At 63.7% G+C, this 18,627-nt stretch carries 11 protein-coding genes; 6 read left to right on the forward strand and 5 right to left on the reverse strand.

The window, feature by feature from the left end; all coding sequences use genetic code 11:
• Positions 1-108: 108 nt before the first annotated feature.
• From IB235_RS17360 to IB235_RS17370, 3 genes are read right to left on the reverse strand one after another with little or no spacing between them, the layout of a single operon-like run.
• Complete coding sequence (locus IB235_RS17360) at positions 109-1,203, reverse strand: siderophore-interacting protein (RefSeq protein WP_192337760.1); 1,095 nt, start codon at positions 1,201-1,203, stop codon at positions 109-111.
• Positions 1,203-2,285, reverse strand: a complete 1,083-nt coding sequence (locus tag IB235_RS17365) for an ABC transporter substrate-binding protein (protein WP_192337761.1) — start codon at positions 2,283-2,285, stop codon at positions 1,203-1,205. Before IB235_RS17365 ends, IB235_RS17360 begins: the two co-directional genes overlap by 1 nt.
• The gene (locus tag IB235_RS17370) at positions 2,282-4,402 is read right to left on the reverse strand and encodes a TonB-dependent siderophore receptor (RefSeq protein WP_192337762.1); all 2,121 of its coding nucleotides are present in this window, start codon (positions 4,400-4,402) and stop codon (positions 2,282-2,284) included. Before IB235_RS17370 ends, IB235_RS17365 begins: the two co-directional genes overlap by 4 nt.
• Before the next feature lie 156 nt (positions 4,403-4,558).
• Here IB235_RS17370 and IB235_RS17375 point away from each other — a divergent pair, with 156 nt between their 5' ends.
• Positions 4,559-5,236 (forward strand): TetR/AcrR family transcriptional regulator, encoded by a 678-nt coding sequence (locus IB235_RS17375; protein WP_192337763.1) that lies wholly within the window; start codon positions 4,559-4,561, stop codon positions 5,234-5,236.
• Between the two features lie 527 nt (positions 5,237-5,763).
• On the opposite strand, the gene IB235_RS17380 is transcribed toward IB235_RS17375, so the two are convergent.
• Positions 5,764-7,362 (reverse strand): alpha-glucosidase family protein, encoded by a 1,599-nt coding sequence (locus IB235_RS17380; RefSeq protein ID WP_192337822.1) that lies wholly within the window; start codon positions 7,360-7,362, stop codon positions 5,764-5,766.
• A gap of 166 nt (positions 7,363-7,528) precedes the next feature.
• Between IB235_RS17380 and glgB the strand changes: the two genes are divergently transcribed.
• From glgB to IB235_RS17405, 5 genes are all read left to right on the forward strand, one after another.
• Entirely contained in the window at positions 7,529-9,673 is a 2,145-nt protein-coding gene (gene glgB, locus IB235_RS17385) for a 1,4-alpha-glucan branching protein GlgB (protein ID WP_192337764.1), read from the forward strand.
• A 31-nt stretch (positions 9,674-9,704) separates the two neighbouring features.
• On the forward strand, positions 9,705-10,964 hold the full coding sequence (gene glgC / locus IB235_RS17390) for a glucose-1-phosphate adenylyltransferase (RefSeq protein ID WP_155040541.1): 1,260 nt from the start codon (positions 9,705-9,707) through the stop codon (positions 10,962-10,964).
• Complete coding sequence (gene glgA / locus IB235_RS17395; RefSeq protein WP_225612428.1) at positions 10,961-12,391, forward strand: glycogen synthase GlgA; 1,431 nt, start codon at positions 10,961-10,963, stop codon at positions 12,389-12,391. Before glgC ends, glgA begins: the two co-directional genes overlap by 4 nt.
• Positions 12,388-14,475: a glycogen debranching protein GlgX gene (gene glgX / locus IB235_RS17400; RefSeq protein WP_192337766.1), complete on the forward strand. Its 2,088-nt coding sequence runs from the start codon at positions 12,388-12,390 to the stop codon at positions 14,473-14,475. The genes glgA and glgX overlap by 4 nt, the downstream gene beginning before the upstream one ends.
• A 149-nt stretch (positions 14,476-14,624) precedes the next feature.
• Positions 14,625-17,024: a glycogen/starch/alpha-glucan phosphorylase gene (locus IB235_RS17405; protein WP_192337767.1), complete on the forward strand. Its 2,400-nt coding sequence runs from the start codon at positions 14,625-14,627 to the stop codon at positions 17,022-17,024.
• Positions 17,025-17,046: 22 nt separating this feature from the next.
• On the opposite strand, the gene IB235_RS17410 is transcribed toward IB235_RS17405, so the two are convergent.
• Positions 17,047-18,627 (reverse strand): ribulokinase, encoded by a 1,581-nt coding sequence (locus IB235_RS17410; protein ID WP_192337768.1) that lies wholly within the window; start codon positions 18,625-18,627, stop codon positions 17,047-17,049.

Genomic DNA, 18,627 nt, shown 5'->3' on the forward strand with positions numbered 1-18,627 from the left:
CGTCTGGATGCAGTCTGAAAGCTGCCGGTGAGTGCAGCGCGCGTGATGTGACCTTTATCTTTACCAAGGGAAAGGCGTGGGCAGGTGCTGGCCAGCTTGCTCAATGCCTCATTCGCGGATGGCGCTGCTTCCCGCGGCGGCGATTTCCGGCTCGCTCATGCCGCGACGCCAATGGGCGTAGCCGGTGATCCTGTCACGGGGCAACCCCAGCGCGCGGGCTGCGCGCGACAATTCCACGAATGCATCTCTTTCGGCACCGCACCAGAAGGCCGCCCGGGCAAGATCCTGCGGCCAGTCTATATTGGCGAAGGCATCGGCAAGCAGGCGGGTCGTGCCTGCAGGAGCACCCTGCCGATGGAGCCAGCGGATATCACAGCCCGGCGGTGCCCAGATGATCTGCTCGTCCTGCGGGCCGTCGATTTCGATCAGGGCGGCCCCCTTTGTCTCCGGCCCAAGTGCGGCGAGGCATCTGGCGATGCCCGGCAGGCCGGTTTCATCGCCCGCAAAGACGTGGAACTCGGCCTCGACCAAGCCCTGCGCGGCCGGGCCGATGAAGCCCACGCCGTCGCCGGGCTGGGCCCCGCGTGCCCAGTCGGTCGCGGGGCCAGCATGGCTGCCAAGGTGGAAATCCACCGCCAGCCGCACCCCTGCCAGATCGACATGGCGGATGGTGAACAGGCGGGTATCCAGCAGGGCGCGACCCTCGGGCCACCGGATGCGACCCGCATCCGTCATCATCGGCCATGCTTCGGGCACCCCTCGTCCCCGCTTGAAAAGAAGCCGGCAATGCAGCTGCGCGACCGTGTCGTAGCGGGCAAGGTCCGCACCCGTGAACCAGATGCGGCGGAAATTGGGGCCAAGGGTCTCGGTCCCAACGACATGCAGCACCTGCAATTCGGCGGGCAGCGTGTCGCCCGCCATGTCGCCCTGCCACGCGATGGTCAAAGCCGCCTCGCGCGCGTTGAAATCGATTAGGCTGGTGACCGAGTAACGCATCGAATTGAGCTGAGCCGGGTCATCCGAGCGGATGTCCACGTCCAAACGGCCGTCCTGAATGCACAGGTGGATTTCGTCCTGTGTGCCAGCCACGGCCTCATGCGGGCCGATGCGGCGGGTGGGCAACATATGGGCGTCGAGCGCGTCGAGGATGGTCTGAAAATAGTCTTCGACGGCTGGGAAAGCGATCCTGGCATGGGCCTGCATCAGTCGTCTCCGAGTGAGAGCCAGAGCGGCCCCGGCAACGGATGGACCAGATAGGCGTTCAGCGCAGCCAGCGTCTTTTCCGGGTCCAGCGCGGCACAGCTACCGGGTTGCAGCCATTTGCCCAGGCATTCGGCCAGAACCGGGACCAGCAGCGGCGAGGTGATCAGCCCGGACCAGATGCCGTGGACGCGCCCGTCACGCAGCGCCGCCGATCCGGCAATGGCCGGGCACATGGCCGCCCTGCGCAATCCTTCGCGGCCCTTTGCGGGGTCCAGCCCCGGCCCGATTCCCGGCTGCATATCCGGCGCGAAGCCTGCCCCGGTGGCGACATAGACCTGCGGTTGCTGGGCAAGCAATCCTTCGGTCGATAGCTTCGCGCTCCAACCGTCGGAGCTGGCGATCAGGTCACCCCCGGCCATGCCGATCAGATCGCCCCAAAAGGCCCGCCCGGCAGACCAGCAGCAATCGTCAAAGGTGGACATGATCTCCATATAGACTCGCGGCCGGTCAGCGCCCTGCGCGCAAGCCCGGACCGCATCCAGACGCGACAGGCCGAACCGGGTCAGTTCCGCCGCCCGATCCTGTCGTTGCAGGACCGCGCCCCAGAAGCCCATGGCGCGGGTCAACTGTTCGGCTGCGGGCAATGCACCGTCATGCCCGCTGGTCCAGGCGACCGGGATGCCCGCCGCTTGCAGGTGCTGGACCAGCAGCGATCCCTCGGGCGGCAGCATATAGGCGCTGGCGACCACCAGATCGGGTTTCAACCCGATGATCCCCTCGACCGAGACCGTATCCGGCGACAGCTGCCCCACCTCGGGGATTTGGCCGACGAATTTCGGGGTCAGCAGCCCCAGATCCAGCCGTGCGGCGCTGGCCATGCCCACGACGCGCGCCCCCGGATCGGGCAGCAGGGCCGCCATGGTCAGCAGGTCCGTCGCGTCAAGCAAGATGATCCGCTCGGGCGCTTTTGGCAGCGAGATGGCATTGCCAAGCACATCCGTCGCCTGAATGCCCCCGGCCCAGACAAAACGAGGGGCCGCGACAAGCGCCGTCCCCAGCCCCAGAACCGTGCGCCGCGTCACCATGTCTTGCGCAGACCCGCGGTGATCGTGCGGCCCTCTCCGTATTGGCAATAGAAGTTGTAGCTGCAGCTGGAGTAATAGGTCTCATCCAGCAGGTTGCGCACGTTCAGCGTGGCCTCTAGCCCTTCCAAAGCGGGGTTCGTCGCGCCAATATCTTGCCGCATGGCAAGATCGACCAGCGTGTAGCCATCGGATTTCAGCTCATTGGCATCGTCGCCATAGCTGGAACCAACCATGCGGACGCCGCCGCCCAGCTCGAACCCTTCCATCGCGCCGGCAAAGGCATAGTTGAGCCAGATCGAGCCGAAATGCTCGGGCACGGCCTGCGGGCGGTTGCCCTCGACGCCGGGAACGGTCGTGCGGGCGATTTCGGTATCAAGCAGCGTATAGGCGGCAATGACTTCAAGCTGTGGCGTCACCTGACCACGCGCCTCGAACTCCAGCCCGCGCGAGCGGATCTCGCCGGTCTGCTGCGAGAAGCCCGGCATCTCGCCTGGGGTCAGGACGTTTTCCTGCCGGATGTCGAAGGCGGCGACGGTAAACAGCGCCTCGACGTCCTGAGGCTGGTATTTCAGGCCCAACTCCCATTGCTTGGCGCGGGTCGGCTCAAAGGGTTGGCCCGCTGCATCGACGCCGATCACCGGCTCGAACGAGGTCGCATAGCTAAGATAGGGGGCGGCCCCATTGTCGAAATGGTAAAGCAGCGCCGCGCGATACGAAGCAGCCTCGCTGTCCTGCTTGGTCGTGGCTCCGGCAAGGCGGTTCTCGCTTTCCGTCTCGATCCAGTCGTAGCGCGCGCCCAGAACGGCATGCAGGCGACCCATGGTGATCTGGTCCGAGAGGTATACCCCGTTCTGGCGGACGGTCTGCTTGCTGTCAGTCAGCGGGAAGAACGGACCCGACACGCCCGCATAGACCGGGTTGGTCACGTCAAGCGGCGGCGCAAGCGTGTATTCGTATTGCCAGTCGCTTTCGTTCCATTGCAAATCGACCCCGGCCAGCAGGCGATGCTCGGCGGCCCCGGTCCGAAGCCCGTATTCCAGATTGCTGTCCCAGGCAAAGCCGCGCACTTCCTCATGCGAACGGACGGCGAGACGGGTCAGAACACCCTCGGGGGAAATCGGCGCAGCCATCTGGATGCCCTGCATATCCGCATCGACACCGCTGAAACGCAGTTTCGAACGCAGGGTCAGCGAGGGCGAAATCAGATGCTCGATCCCGGCATAGACGCCCCATTGCTCGCGCTCGAATGAGTCGAAATTCGGGTCGCCGACATTCAGATCGCGGTCCAGATCGCCCGCGAATTCCGGGGCCAATTGGGTCGGATAGATCGAGTTGAAATAGCCGCCTTCCGGGTCTTTTTGCCAATAGGCACCGACGGTCAAGCGTGTCTGATCGCTGGGCGTCCAGACAAGGTTGGGCGCGATTGCGAAACGGTCTTCGTCGACATGATCGTAGCGCGATCCCGCAACCCGACCCATGGCAGAGACACTGTATTGCAGGGTCCCTTCTTCATCCAGCACGCCTTGCTGGGCGAAACCGGCCTGAACGCGGTCATGGTTGCCGAATTCCAGACGAGCCTCGCCTCCGGTGCTGCCATCGGGGCTGCGACTTACCATGTTCACCAGCCCGCCCGGACCCGACTGGCCATAGAGCAGCGCCGAGGGGCCCTTCAGCACGTCCACTCGGTCAAGCAGGAAAGGATCGATCGCGGATTGCGCAAATCCCTGACCCCGCGGCAGACGCAATCCATCAAGAAAGCCCACGAATTGCGACGAGGTGCCAAAACCGCCAAAGCCGCGCAGGAAGACGCTGTCATAACGTGTCGAGGCGTCGATTTCCGACAGCACGCCCGATGTATAGCGCAACGCCTGACCCACCGTCTGGGTATTCTGGTCGTCGAACTGCTTGCGCGTCACCACCGTCAGGGCCTGCGGAGTCTCGACCACCGGCGTATCGGTCTTTGTCGCTGAACGCATTTCAGGCAGGGCGTATGAGCTTGCGGTCTCCGCCACGTCGGCTTCGAGCACGATGGTGTCAAGCTTCACCACCTGTGCAGCCGCGGCCGAAGCCACGATGCCCATTGCGGTGCTCAATGCTGCGGCCTTGCGTTTCATGCGGGATCTCCAAAATTCGCTTGGCGCCGCTTTAGCAATAACGGGACGTTTACGTCCAGATATTTTCTGATTAATTCACTTAACAATTCCCAGTGGTTGAAGAGATCCGGTAATTTTGCCCATAATACCGGCGACCTAGAGAAAGTTCGGACAGACATGACGACCACGACTCGGCGCACCACCCGCAGCGGAAGGCCGACCAAAGAGGATTCCGAACGCATCGCCTCCGAGATCGAGACTGCCGCGCGGGACCTGTTCGTCACTCAAGGCTTCGCAGCCACCACGATGGAGCAGGTGATCGACGCCTGCGGCATTGGCAAGGACACGCTCTATCGCCGCTACCCCACCAAGGAGGCGCTGTTTGCCTGTATCGCCGACAAGGCGCGCCAGCGCGCCCTGGCCTGGTTCAACGAAGCCGATGCCGCGAGCCCCGCAGCGCCGCTCGCGCGCGTCAAGCATCTGGCACGCTGGTTTCTGGATGCCAATCTGGACGAGGAGTTGCTGGCGTTGCAGCGCGAGGCCTTGATCGAGGCAATGCGCGCCCGGCCTCTTGTCGGCGATGATCGGTTCACGCCCTTGCTTGCCGATGCGGTGTCAAAGGCACATGAGGCAGGCGAACTCTGTGCACCCGATCCGGAATTCATGGCGCGGCAGTTGATCGCGGCCGTCGTGCTGGGACCCAGCAACGAAGCCCTCATGGGAGGGACGACACTGTCCACGGAAGAGAACCGAACGATCTGGTTTGAGCGCGCATGGCACTTGTTCGTAAATGGGGCGGCGTCAAAAGACTCTGGACGGCAACCAACCCCTGTTGCGCCAGGCTCTCGTGCCTAACGAAAGAGTGGAAGAAGCACAAAGTGAGCTACGCCCCGATCCTTGGACAGTTTCCGGGGGTGATTTCAGCTACTGCCTGCAACGCGGTCGCAGCCTCGGTACGGTATTGGGTGTAAAGCCAGATGCTCGATTGCGGGTCTGACCTCGATCTGCTGCCCCAGCAGCCCGCCCTTCTGGTTGATCTGGTCGACGGCAAGTTTAAGTCAGGCATCGATCGGCTGAACATAGATCGCCAGCCCACCGGAGAGATCGAAGACGGCGCGATCTGGACCGCGCGTCCGGGAAGGCTAGGCGGGAAGAATGTTGCCAGAACAGTGGCGGTGCCTTGAAGCAGTCAGAGACGCTCCAATGACATTCATACTCTCCCGGTTGTTCGTGGCACATCCGGCGCGGCATTGTCAGGAGACGGTTACACACCACGGATACGAAACTGGCCGGTGTGAAATGTAGGCCAGCTTGAGCAAACAGGTTTCACCCCGGGAGTACTTTCGCTTTCGAGGCTCTATGCCGATACAATAACCCGAGCGCTACATGTCCTCCCCTGGCTCAAGCCAGGCGAAACCATTGCCGGGCAGCTTCAACCGCTTCTTGTCCAATGTGGCGCGGGATGGTCCAAGAAGGCGTGTGCCTTCGCCCGCGACAAACTGCGCTGGCATCTTCGACAGGTTGAAAACGCAGGTCACCTCCTGCCCTTCGAACCTGCGGCGAAAGGCCAGAAGTGGTTCGCGGGTGCGAATGAATTCGATCTCGCCCCAGCGCAGCGCCGGTTGCGACCTGCGAAACGCCAAGGTGGCCCGATAGGCTGACAACACGCTGTCGGGATCGGCGGATTGGGTATCCACCGCCCGGGCCGCCTGCTCGGGCTTGACTGGCAGCCAGGGACGCGCGGTCGAGAAACCCGCATTGGGCGCCGATTTTTCCCAGACCATCGGTGTGCGGCAGCCGTCCCTGCCCCGGATCTCGGGCCAGAAGCGCAATGCCTGCGGATCGGTCAGTTCCTCGTAAAGCAGCTCGGTCTCGGTCTGGCCGAGCTCCTCGCCCTGATAAAGGCAGATGGTGCCGGGGAACGAGACCAGCATTGCGATGGCTTGCTGCGCCAGTTCCGATGACCCGACGCCGTATTCAGCCCAGCGGGTGACATGACGCACGACATCGTGATTCGAGAAGCTCCAGCAGGAATGCCCGTCCGGCGCGCCATCGCGGACGCCCTCGATGACCCGGCGAAAGTGCTTTGCCGTGAATTCCGGGCTGAGCATCTCGAATGAGTAGCACATGTGCAGCCGCCCTGAACCGGCGGTATATTCGGCCATGATGTCGATCGCGGCCTGACCGCCATCGCCCACCTCGCCCACCATCATCCGGTCGTCATATTGATCGGTCAGCGCGCGCAGGCGCTGCAGAAATGCGATGTTCTCGGGCTGGTTTTTCGAATGGATATGGCGTTGGAAGCCGTAGGTGTCGGGGCCGGTATGCTTGCGGTTCGCAGGATTGTCGCGCAACTCCTTGTCGTGGAAGTAGTAATTCACCGTGTCCAGCCGGAACCCGTCCACGCCGCGTTCCAGCCAGAAGCGCATCGCGTCCAGCAGCGCCTGCTGCACGTCGGGGTTCCACATGTTCAGGTCGGGCTGCTCGTTCAGGAAATTATGCAGGTAATATTGCCGCCGACGCGGTTCCCACTCCCAAGCCGGGCCGCCAAAGACCGAGGGCCAGTTGTTGGGCGGCGTCCCGTCCGGTCTGGGATCGGCCCAGACATACCAGTCGGCCTTGGGGTTTGTGCGGTCCTTGCGGCTTTCGACGAACCACGGATGCTGGTCGCTGGAATGGCTGATCACCTGATCGATGATGACCTTCAGGCCCAGTTCATGCGCCCGCGCGATCAGCGCATCGAAGTCGTCAAGGCTGCCAAAGACCGGGTCGATACCCGTGTAATCCGACACATCATAACCCATGTCCTTCATCGGCGAGGTGAAGATCGGCGACAGCCAGATCGCATCCGCGCCCAAGCCCGCGACATGATCCAACCGTCGGGTGATCCCGCGCAGGTCGCCGATGCCGTTGCCGTCGCTGTCCTGAAAACTGCGCGGATAGATCTGATAGATCACCGCATCGCGCCACCACTCCGCCATCTCTGCCCTCTTTTTCATCCCGGATCCTGCCGCCACTGAAACATGACACGGCCGTTGCGCAAAACATCTTGTCTAATTGTCTGAGTGGATTGCCCGAATCTTCGGCCTTGCTAGAGTGATCGCAATGGGAAAGCTGAAATCGCCTACAGTTCCAAGCAATGACGACATGATCGCCCTGCAACAGGGGCGATGCGGCGACGCATTTCGCATCCTTGGTCCGCATGTGACCGACGCAGCACGGCGGCTGACCGTCTTTCATCCCGACCTTGCGGCGGTGCATGCGATCTGCGCCGACGGGCCGCAGGAATTGCCACGCCTCAAGGGGGATGTGTTTTCCGGCCCGATCCCGCCCGGTCCCTACCGCTTGCGGGCGCAGGACGGCGCGGGTCGGGAATGGGAATTCGAGGACCCCTATCGCTTCGGCCCTATCTTGGGCGAGATCGACCTGCATCTGATCGGCGAAGGGACGCATCATCGCCTGTGGCAAGCACTTGGCGCGCATATCAGGACGCATGAGGACGCGTCCGGCACACATTTCGCGGTCTGGGCGCCCAATGCCCGGCGGGTCTCGGTGGTCGGCGATTTCAACAATTGGGACGGGCGGCGCCATGTCATGCGCCGATGCGACGGCAGCGGCATCTGGGAGATCTTCCTGCCCGGCATCGGCGAAGGCGCGCTTTACAAATTCGAAATCCTGGATGCGCAGGGCGACCTGATCCTGAAGGCCGATCCCGTGGGCTTTGGCAGCCAGCACCCGCCGGAAAAGGCCAGCATGGTGCGCGACATCGCGGGCTATGGCTGGCATGACGCTGCTTGGATGGACCGACGGGCAAAGGCGCAGGACCGCGGCGCGCCGATCTCGATCTACGAAGTGCATCTGGGCAGTTGGCGGCGCAAGCGTGACGAAGGTGGACGGTATCTTTCGTACAAGGAACTCGCCAAGGAACTGGTCGCCTATGCGGTCGAGATGGGCTTTACCCATCTTGAGCTTCTGCCGGTCAGCGAATTTCCCTTTGACGGGTCATGGGGCTATCAGCCGGTCGGCCTTTACGCGCCGACCATCCGCTTCGGCCCGCCGCATGAATTCCGCGATCTGGTCGATGCCGCGCATCAAGCCGGGCTGGGCGTGCTGCTGGACTGGGTGCCCGGACATTTCCCGACGGATGCGCATGGCCTTGTCCGCTTTGATGGCACCGCGCTTTATGAACATGCCGACCCGCGCGAAGGCTTCCATCAGGATTGGAACACGCTGATCTACAATTACGGCAGGACCGAGGTCAAAAACTACCTCATCGCCAATGCCGTCTATTGGCTTCAGGAATATCACGTCGACGGGCTGCGGGTGGATGCGGTGGCCTCGATGCTTTACCGCGACTATTCCAGAAAGCCCGGCCAATGGGTCCCGAACAAGGATGGCGGGCGCGAGAATTATGAGGCCATCGCCTTCCTGCAGGACATGAACATCGCCGCTTACGCCGAGGCCCCCGGCATCATGACCGTGGCCGAGGAAAGCACCTCGTTTCCCAAGGTCTCGGCCCCGGTCGATGCGGGCGGCCTTGGCTTTGGCTACAAATGGAACATGGGTTGGATGAACGACACTCTGCGCTACATGTCCCGCGCGCCGATCCATCGCAAATACCATCACGACCAGATGACCTTCGGGTTGATGTATGCCTTTTCCGAAAACTTCGTGCTGCCGATCAGCCATGATGAGGTGGTGCATGGCAAGGGCAGCATGCTGCGCAAGATGCCGGGCGACGAATGGCAGCAATTTGCCAATCTGCGGACCTATTACGGCTTCATGTGGACCCATCCCGGCAAGAAACTGCTGTTCATGGGCTGCGAATTCGGTCAGCCCGAGGAATGGAACCATAATGGTGAGCTGAACTGGCAGGCCGCCGCACGACCGCTGAATGCGGGCCTGAGCCGACTGGTGCGCGATCTGAACCACCTTTACCGCGACACGCCCGCGCTGCATCTGCTGGATGCTGAAGCCGAGGGGTTCCAGTGGCTGCGCAGCGATGCCGAGCAGTCGATCCTTGCCTATCTGCGCCTTGGCGGGGCGGGACATCCGCCGGTCGCGGTGCTGTGCAACATGACGCCGGTGCCGCGCCACGGCTTCCGCATCGGCCTGCCCCACGCAGGCGCTTGGCGCGAGGCCATCAATACCGATGCCACGATCTATGGTGGCAGCGGTCAGGGCAACCTTGGCGGTGTCACGGCCGAGGCGAAATCGTTGGACGGCCAACCGGCCTCGGCCAGCGTGACCCTGCCGCCGCTTTCGGTTGTGGTGCTGATAGCCGAAGAGTGATGTTTATCAGGGAATTGGGGAGGATTGTTCAATGGTCGAGAACGGGCGACTGACACGCCGGGCAATGGCCTTCGTGCTGGCCGGTGGGCGCGGCAGCAGACTTCACGAATTGACCGACCGCCGCGTGAAACCCGCCGTCTATTTCGGCGGCAAGACCCGGATCATCGATTTCGCCCTGTCGAACGCGGTCAATTCCGGCATCCGCAAGATCGCCATCGCCACGCAATACAAGGCCCATAGCCTGATCCGGCATTGCCACCGCGGCTGGAGCTTCTTTCGCGCCGAACGCAATGAGTTTCTGGATATCCTGCCCGCCTCGCAGCGTACCTCGGACGAACATTGGTATCGCGGCACGGCGGACGCCGTGACCCAGAACATCGACATCGTCGACAGCTACGATGTCGATCACATCATCATTCTGGCGGGCGACCACATCTACAAGATGGATTACGAGATCATGCTGCGCCAGCACGTCCAAAGCGGCGCGGACGTGACCATCGGCTGCCTGACCGTGCCTCTGGCCGAGGCCAGCGCCTTTGGCGTCATGGCGGTGGATGAAACCGGGCGCATCACGTCCTTTCTTGAGAAGCCGAAGGATCCCCCCGCCATGCCGGGCGATCCCAAACATGCGCTGGCCTCGATGGGGATCTATGTCTTCAACTGGGCCTTCCTGCGCGACCTGCTGCTGAAGGATGCCGAGGACCCGAATTCCAGCCATGATTTCGGCAATGACCTGATCCCGGACATCGTCGCCAAGGGCAAGGCGATGGCACATCGCTTCGATGTCTCCTGCGTTCGGGACGAAGGCGCGCCCGCCTATTGGAAGGATGTCGGCACCATCGACGCCTTCTGGCAGGCCAATATCGACCTGACCGATTTCGTCCCCGAGCTGAACCTGTGGGACCGGGAATGGCCGGTCTGGACCAATGCGATCAGCGTGCCCCCGGCCAAGTTCATCCATGACGAAAAGGACCGGCGCGGCGTCGCGATCTCCTCGATGGTCTCGGGCGGCTGCATCGTCTCGGGGACCGAGATCCGCAACTCACTTCTGTTCACCGAGGTCCATACCAACAGCTATGCCGTTCTGGATTACGCGGTGGTGCTGCCCTATGTCACGGTCCATCGCTCGGCCCGGTTGCGCAAGGTGGTGATCGACCGGGGCGTGGTGATCCCCGAGGGGCTGGTCGTGGGCGAGGACCCGCTGGAGGATGCCAAGTGGTTCCGCGTCAGCCCTCGCGGGGTGACGCTGATCACGCAGGACATGCTGGACAAGCGGGCGGCAAGCCTTTGATGCGGGTTCTGTCCGTCGCCTCGGAATGCGCGCCGCTGGTCAAGACCGGTGGACTGGCAGATGTCACTGGTGCCCTGCCCCGCGCGCTGGCCGCCGAGGGCGTCGAGATGCGCGTCCTGCTGCCCGGCTATCCCGCTGTCATGGCGGCGCTGGAGGACGTGGCACCGGTCATCGATTTCGACGATCTGTTCGGCGGGCCCGCACGGCTGCTTGCGGGCATGGCTGCGGGGCTGGACCTGTTGGTGATCGACGCCCCGCATCTTTATGATCGGGCGGGCGGTCCCTATCACGCGCCGGACGGCACCGACTGGCACGATAATCCCGAACGCTTCGCCGCGCTGTCATGGGTCGCGGCCCATGTGGCGGCGCATGGTGCCGGGGATTGGCACCCGCAGATCCTGCATGGCCATGATTGGCAGGCAGGGCTGATGACCGAATATCTGCGCGGTATGGATGCCCCCGCGATCCGAACCGTGCTGACCATCCACAACATCGCCTTCCACGGCAATGTCGGCGCGGATCGTCTGGGCGCGCTGCGGCTGGACCCGTCGCGCTTCACCCATGACGGCTTTGAGTATTGGGGCATGATCTCGGCGCTGAAGGCCGGGCTGGTCGGGGCCGATGCACTGACCACCGTCTCGCCCCGCTATGCCGAGGAACTGATGACGCCGGAATTCGGCATGGGCATGGACGGGGTGATGCGCCATCGCCGCGACGATCTCAGCGGCATCCTGAACGGCATCGATCATGAGGTCTGGAACCCGACCAAAGACCCGCTGGTCACGCCCTATGAGAAGCCCGCGGGCAAGCTGGCGAACAAGGCCGCCCTACGCGCCGAATTCGGCCTGCCCGAGGCCGCCGGACCGCTTTGCATCGTCGTCTCGCGCATGACCTTTCAGAAGGGGCTGGACCTGCTGCTGGAGGCCCTGCCCGCCCTGACCGCACGCGGTGGGCAACTGGCGCTGCTGGGTTCGGGCGAACGCGAGCTTGAAAATGCCTTTCGCAATGCCGCCGGGCAGGACCCGAATGTCGCCGTCCGCATTGGCTATGATGAGGGCCTGTCGCATCGCATGATGGCGGGGGGCGACGCGATCCTTGTCCCCTCGCGCTTCGAGCCCTGCGGCCTGACCCAGCTTTACGGGCTGCGCTACGGCACGCTGCCGCTGGTGGCGCTGACCGGGGGACTGGCCGATACGGTGATCAATGCCTCACCCGCCGCGATGGCGCAGGGTGTGGCGACCGGGCTGCAATTCGCCCCGGTCACGGTCGAGGCACTCAGGAACGCGCTGGCGCATCTTTGCGACCTCTACGCCCAGCCCAAGATCTGGGCCCGAATGCAACGTAACGCCATGAGCCAGCCGGTCGGCTGGGACCAGTCGGCGCGGGAATACGCCCGGCTCTATCACCGGCTGGCGGCCGGAAAATGACCGCAGGACACGCGATCACTGCCGGATACGCCTCGCCGCTGGGTGCGACCTTCGATGGGGCCGGGGTGAATTTCGCGCTGTTCTCGCAGCATGGAGAGCGGGTGGTGCTGTGCCTGTTCGACGCCAAGGGCCGCGAGACCCGGCTGGACCTGCCCGAGCGCGACGGCCACGTCTGGCACGGCTATATCTCGGGGCTGCGGCCGGGGCAGCAATATGGCTATCGCGTGCATGGCCCCTACAAGCCGCGAGAGGGCCATCGCTTCAACCCCAACAAACTGCTGATCGACCCCTATGCCAAGCGCCTGACCGGCAGCCCGATCCAGCATGACGCGATCTTCGGCTACAAGACCCGCGACCCCAGTGCCGATCTTAGCTTTGATCCGCGCGACAGCGCTCCCTTCATGCCGCGCTCGGTGGTGATCGATCCCAGCTATTCATGGGGCAACGACTTCCCCCCGCGCCTTCCCCTGACCGAGACCATCATCTATGAGGCCCATGTGAAGGGCCTGACGGCAGCGCGCGCCGACATTCCCGATCGTGGTACCTTTCTGGCCATGGCCTCGGACCCGATCCTTGACCACTTGACCCGCCTTGGCATCACCGCGATCGAACTGATGCCCGTCCAAGCCTTCACCGATGACGCCTTTCTGGTCGAGAAGGGCCTGCGGAACTACTGGGGCTACATGTCCTATGGCTTCTTCGCCCCCGAGCCACGTTACATGCGCGACGGTGACATTGCCGAGTTCCAGCAGATGGTCTCGCGCTTCCATCAGGCCGGGATCGAGGTGATCCTCGACGTGGTCTATAACCACACCGCCGAAGGCAACGAACGCGGCCCCACCCTGTCTTTTCGCGGCCTCGACAATGCCGCCTATTACCGTCTGGCCGAGGATCGCCGCTTCTACGTCAACGACGCAGGCACGGGAAACGTGCTGGACCTTGATAACCCCTTCGCGCTGCGGCTGGTGATGGATTCGCTGCGCTACTGGGTTCAGGTCATGCATGTCGACGGCTTCCGTTTTGATTTGTGTTCGGTTCTGGGCCGCTCGCATGGGGTCTTTGACCGGGACGGGTCCTTCTTTCGCGCGGTGCGGCAGGACCCGGTCCTGAACCGCGTCAAGCTGATCGCCGAGCCATGGGACATCGGCGAGGGCGGCTATCAGCTGGGCAACTACCCTGCCCCCTTCGCCGAATGGAACGACCGTTTCCGCGACCAGATCCGCGGCTTTTGGCGGGGCGATCCGGGGCTGATCGGCAAGCTGGCCAAGCGCATCGCCGGATCGGCGGCGCGCTTTGACCATGACGGGCGGGCGGCAACCGCCTCGGTCAATTTCATCGCCGCGCATGACGGCTTCACGCTGATGGATACGGTCAGCTACGACCAGAAGCACAACGAGGCCAATGGCGAAGACAATCGCGACGGCCACGACCACAACCTGTCCGACAATTGCGGGGTCGAGGGGCCGAGCAGTGACCCCGACATCACCGAGCGCCGCGCCCGCCGCCGTCGCAACCTGATGGCGACGTTGCTGCTGTCGCAAGGCACGCCGATGATCCTTGCCGGGGACGAACTGGGCAACAGCCAGCAGGGCAACAACAATGCCTATTGTCAGGACAACCCGATCGGCTGGATCGACTGGGACGATGCCGATGCCGGTTTCCTTGAGTTTTGCCAGCGGGTTGTCGCCTTTCGCAAGGCCCATCCTATCCTGCGGCAGAAGCGGTTCCTGCACAGTCATGCCCGCGAACAGGACGGCATTCCCGACCTGTTCTGGCGCCGCGCCGATGGTCAACCAATGCGGGTCGAGGACTGGTCCGACCCAGAGTTGCGCCTTGTCGCGGCGGAAATGCGCATGGCATCGGGCACGCCAGAATATGCCGCCTTGCGCGGTGCGGTCTTTCTGGTCCTGAACGCCGGACCCCAGACCGAAGTGCACCTGCCCGATACCAGCCAGCGCGGCAATTGGCGCAGGCAGCTTGACAGCAGCCGCTTTGGCCCGGTGGACGAACCCGCCCGCGACACCGAGACCGTCGCCGCCGACAGTGTGGTGGCCTTTGTCCTTTCCGATGCGCCGGGGCGGTAATGAAGGGGCCTCATTGGCGGGCAATCACATCAAAATCCGGGCAATATGCGACCCAGCCCAGCCCCGGCCCACGCCTTGCTAGGCAATGCCCCGGAAAGCTGCCACCAAGATACGGGCTGCTGCCCGCGCGATCTGTCTTCCTCTCAGCCATGAGGCCAGAATTGTCCCAGCTTCCTACCGCGCAAGACCTGTCCGAGCAGATCCTCCATCACCTCACGCATACTCAGGGCCGGGGGCCGGAATTCGCCACGGTCTTCGACTGGCGGCTGGCGGTCAGCTACACCATCCGCGACCTGATCGTCACGCCTTGGATGGCCGGGCACCGCGCATCGCGCGATGGCAAGCTGAAGCGGGTCTATTACCTGTCGATGGAGTTTCTGATCGGCCGAATCTTGGGCGACGCGATCATCAATCTGGGTCTTGATGCGCAGATGGATCAGGCGCTGGCCACGCTGGGTCTGGACCGCACCGAGATCCTTGAGGACGAACCGGATGCCGCGCTGGGGAATGGCGGCCTTGGCCGGCTTGCAGCCTGTTTCATGGAATCTTTGTCCAGCCTTGGCGTCCCCGCCTTTGGCTATGGCATCCGCTACGAACACGGCCTGTTCCGCCAGCGCTTCGAGGGCGGCCAACAGGTCGAGGCCCCCGAGGACTGGCTGAACCAGCCCCATCCATGGGAATTCGTCCGGGTCGATTACAGCTACACGGTCGGCTTCAAGGGCCATGTCGAGACCGTCGACGGCAAAAGCGTCTGGAGGCCCGGCGAAAGCGTCATCGCGCGGGCCTATGATACGCCGGTCATCGGCTGGGAGGGGAACTGGGCCAATACCCTGCGCCTGTGGGGCGCGCAGCCGACGAACCTGTTCGACCTGCATCGCTTCAATGCGGGCGACTATGCCGCCGCCGCCGAGCCCGAGGCCTTGGCCCGCACCCTCTCGCGCGTGCTTTATCCCGACGACACCACCGAAAGCGGCAAGGAGCTGCGGCTGAAACAGGAGTATTTCCTGACCTCGGCCGCGCTGCAGGACATCATCCGCCGCTTCGTCGCCGAGCATGGCGAGGATCTGGCCCACCTGCCCGATAAGGTCGCCATCCAGCTGAACGACACCCACCCCGCCATCGCTGGCCCCGAACTGATCCGCATCCTGATGGATGAGCACGGCTTCGGCTTCACCGAGGCCCTTGGCCTTGCCCGGCGGACGCTAAACTACACCAACCACACCCTGCTGCCCGAGGCGCTCGAGCGCTGGTCGACCTGGCTGATGGGCCATGTTCTGCCCCGCCACCTGCAGATCATCGAGATGATCGACGCCGAGCATCGCGCGACGACAGGCCGCCCCACCCATGTCAGCATCCTGCAACATGATCAGGTGCTGATGGGGGAGCTGGCCTTCATCATGGCGGGCAAGGTGAACGGGGTTTCGGCGCTGCATACCGACCTTGTCCGCAGCACGGTCTTTTCCGATCTGCACAAGCTGCATCCCGACCGCATCGTCAATGAAACGAACGGCGTGACCCCGCGGCGCTGGCTGCGCATGGCGAATCCGCCCTTGGCGAAGCTGCTCGACCAGTCCATCGGCACCGGCTGGACCGGCGATCTGGATCAGCTCAAAGGGCTTGAGGCCCATGCCGATGACCCCGCCTTCCTTCACGCCCTGCGCGCCGCCAAACGCCTGAACAAGGTGGCGCTGTCGAACGGGCTGCTGGCCGGGCTGGGGATCAAGGCCGACCCGGATGCGATTTTCGATGTGCAGGTCAAGCGTATGCACGAATACAAGCGCCAGCTTCTGAACATCCTTGAGGCGATCGCACTATGGCACCGCATCCACGAATCCCCGAACGGCGACTGGACGCCACGCCTGAAGATCTTTGGCGGCAAGGCCGCGCCGGGCTATTGGATGGCCAAGTCGATCATCCACCTGATCAATGACGTGGCCGCAACCATCAACAAGGACCCGGTGACCGCGCCCTATCTGCAGATCGCCTATCCGCCGAATTACAACGTCTCGATGGCCGAGCATCTGATCCCCGCCGCCGACCTGTCCGAGCAGATCTCGACCGCCGGCAAAGAGGCCTCGGGCACCGGCAACATGAAATTCACCATGAACGGCGCCCTTACCATCGGCACGCTGGACGGTGCCAATGTCGAAATCCGCGAGCAGGTCGGACCCGAGAACTTCTTCCTGTTCGGCCTGACCGCCGACGAGGCCGCCACCGAGAAGGCCAAGCCCGGCCATGCCCGCGCCGCCATCGAAAAAAGCGAAGACATGAAGATTGCCCTGCAACTGATCGCCGAGGGGCGCTTCGGCCGGGCCGAGCATTACTTCTCGTTGCTCGACCGGACATGGAACGACGACCCCTTCTTGGTCGCCTCGGATTTCGCCAGCTACTTCGCCTGCCAGCGCAAGGTCGACGCCGCCTATCGCGATGCCCGCGACTGGGACCGGATGGCCGCCCTGAACATCGCGCGATCGGGCTTCTTCTCGTCCGACCGCACGATCCGGGGCTATATGGCCGATATCTGGAAGGTCGAGGCCGCCACGCTTTGATGCCGCGCGGGTCTGAGACCGGTCAGATCCGCGCAGTTCCGGCCAGACGATTTGCGCGGAGTTGCGGCAGCACCGCACCCAGATCAACGGGCCTGCCCTCGCCAAAGCCGAAATAGAGTTCGCGGAACAGCGCGAACAGCGCATCATAGCCAAGGCGGGCTTCCGGGCGGGGGCTAAAGACACGACTGGGCGGGCATAGCACCTGCTGGGCGGCCTCGAAGCTTTCGAAAGCGCCCGCCGCCACGGCGGCAAAGATGCAGGAACCAGTGCCTACGGGCGAGGTCGCGGGCACATGCACCTCGCGATTGAGCACATCCGCATAGATCTGGTTCAGGACGGCATTCTTTTGCGGAATGCCGCCCGCATTGACGATGCGCGCGGTTGGGGCCCCGCCGCTTTCGATGCGCTCGGTGACGATGCGCACATGCATGGCCATGCCCTCGATGGCCGCATGCATTTCATCGGCGGCGGTGTGGTTGAGGTCCCAGCCCAGCGTGACGGCGCCAAGGTCCGAGCGGACCAGAACCGTGCGATCGCCATTGTCCCAGTTCAGCCGCATCAGCCCGCTGCCGCCCGGTGGCACGGATTCCAGCCCTTCGCACAGCGTCGCGACATCGCTGCCGGCACGCCGGGCGATCGCCTCGAACACGTCGCCGGTGGCGGATTGCCCGGCCTCGATCCCGGTCCAGCCGGGCAACACGCTGCCCGGCACGACGCCGCAAAGACCAGGCACCGGCGGAAAGCCCTCGGGTCCCATGCCGATGATGCAGGTCGATGTCCCGACCACGTTCACGATATCGCCGGGTCGCGCCCCTGCCCCGATCGCGTCCCAATGCGCATCGAATGCGCCCACCGGGATCGGGATGCCGGCGCTGAGGCCAAGCTTCTCGGCCCATTCCGCCGACAAATGCCCGGCAATCGCATCCGAGGTCACGTGGCGGCCCGCGAGTCGGTCATTGATGCCGTCAAACAACGGATCAACGCGGCTGAGGAAATCCTGCGGCGGCAGACCACCCCAGCGCGCGCCATACATCCATTTGTGACCGGCAGCGCAGATGCTGCGCGGCAGTTCGTGCAGATCGGTGATGCCGCAAAGCGTCGCCGCCACCATGTCGCAATGTTCCAGCGCGGTCGCGAAACGGTCCCGCAGGTCTGGATTGTGGCGCAGGAAATGCAGGACCTTGGCATAGCCCCATTCATGGGAATAGGTGCCACCGCACCAGTTCAGCGCCTCAAGCCCTTCGGCCCGGCCAAGCGCGGTGATCTCGGCGGCCTCGTGATGGGCCCGGTGATCGCACCACAGGTAGTAATCGGCCAGCGGTTGCAGGTCAGCGTCCACCATCACCACGCTTGAGCCTGTCGTGTCGCAGGCCAGCGCGGCAACATGCCTGCCGTCGATACCGGCCTTGGCAATCGCCTCGCGCATGGCGGCTGCCAAGGCGGTCATGTGGTCGGCATGGGCCTGCGCCCCCAGAAGCGGGTCGGCCGCGCTGCGTTTCAACGGATAGCCCGCGGTCGCGCCCGCCAGCGTCGCACCTGTCTTGGTTTCCATCAGGGTCACGCGCACGCTGAGCGTGCCGAAATCGACACCGGCAACGATCAT

The sequence above is a fragment of the Paracoccus sp. PAR01 genome, assembly GCF_014851995.1.
Taxonomy (GTDB): domain Bacteria; phylum Pseudomonadota; class Alphaproteobacteria; order Rhodobacterales; family Rhodobacteraceae; genus Paracoccus; species Paracoccus litorisediminis.

Excerpts from the sequence above, each read along its gene's own strand:
- IB235_RS17360 (WP_192337760.1), bottom strand. The coding sequence starts at position 1,203 with ATGCAGGCCCATGCCAGGATCGCTTTCCCAGCCGTCGAAGACTATTTT.
- IB235_RS17370 (WP_192337762.1), bottom strand. The coding sequence starts at position 4,402 with ATGAAACGCAAGGCCGCAGCATTGAGCACCGCAATGGGCATCGTGGCT.
- IB235_RS17375 (WP_192337763.1), top strand. The coding sequence starts at position 4,559 with ATGACGACCACGACTCGGCGCACCACCCGCAGCGGAAGGCCGACCAAA.
- IB235_RS17380 (WP_192337822.1), bottom strand. The coding sequence starts at position 7,362 with ATGGCGGAGTGGTGGCGCGATGCGGTGATCTATCAGATCTATCCGCGC.
- glgB (WP_192337764.1), top strand. The coding sequence starts at position 7,529 with ATGATCGCCCTGCAACAGGGGCGATGCGGCGACGCATTTCGCATCCTT.
- glgC (WP_155040541.1), top strand. The coding sequence starts at position 9,705 with ATGGTCGAGAACGGGCGACTGACACGCCGGGCAATGGCCTTCGTGCTG.
- glgX (WP_192337766.1), top strand. The coding sequence starts at position 12,388 with ATGACCGCAGGACACGCGATCACTGCCGGATACGCCTCGCCGCTGGGT.
- IB235_RS17405 (WP_192337767.1), top strand. The coding sequence starts at position 14,625 with ATGAGGCCAGAATTGTCCCAGCTTCCTACCGCGCAAGACCTGTCCGAG.
- IB235_RS17410 (WP_192337768.1), bottom strand. The coding sequence starts at position 18,627 with ATGATCGTTGCCGGTGTCGATTTCGGCACGCTCAGCGTGCGCGTGACC.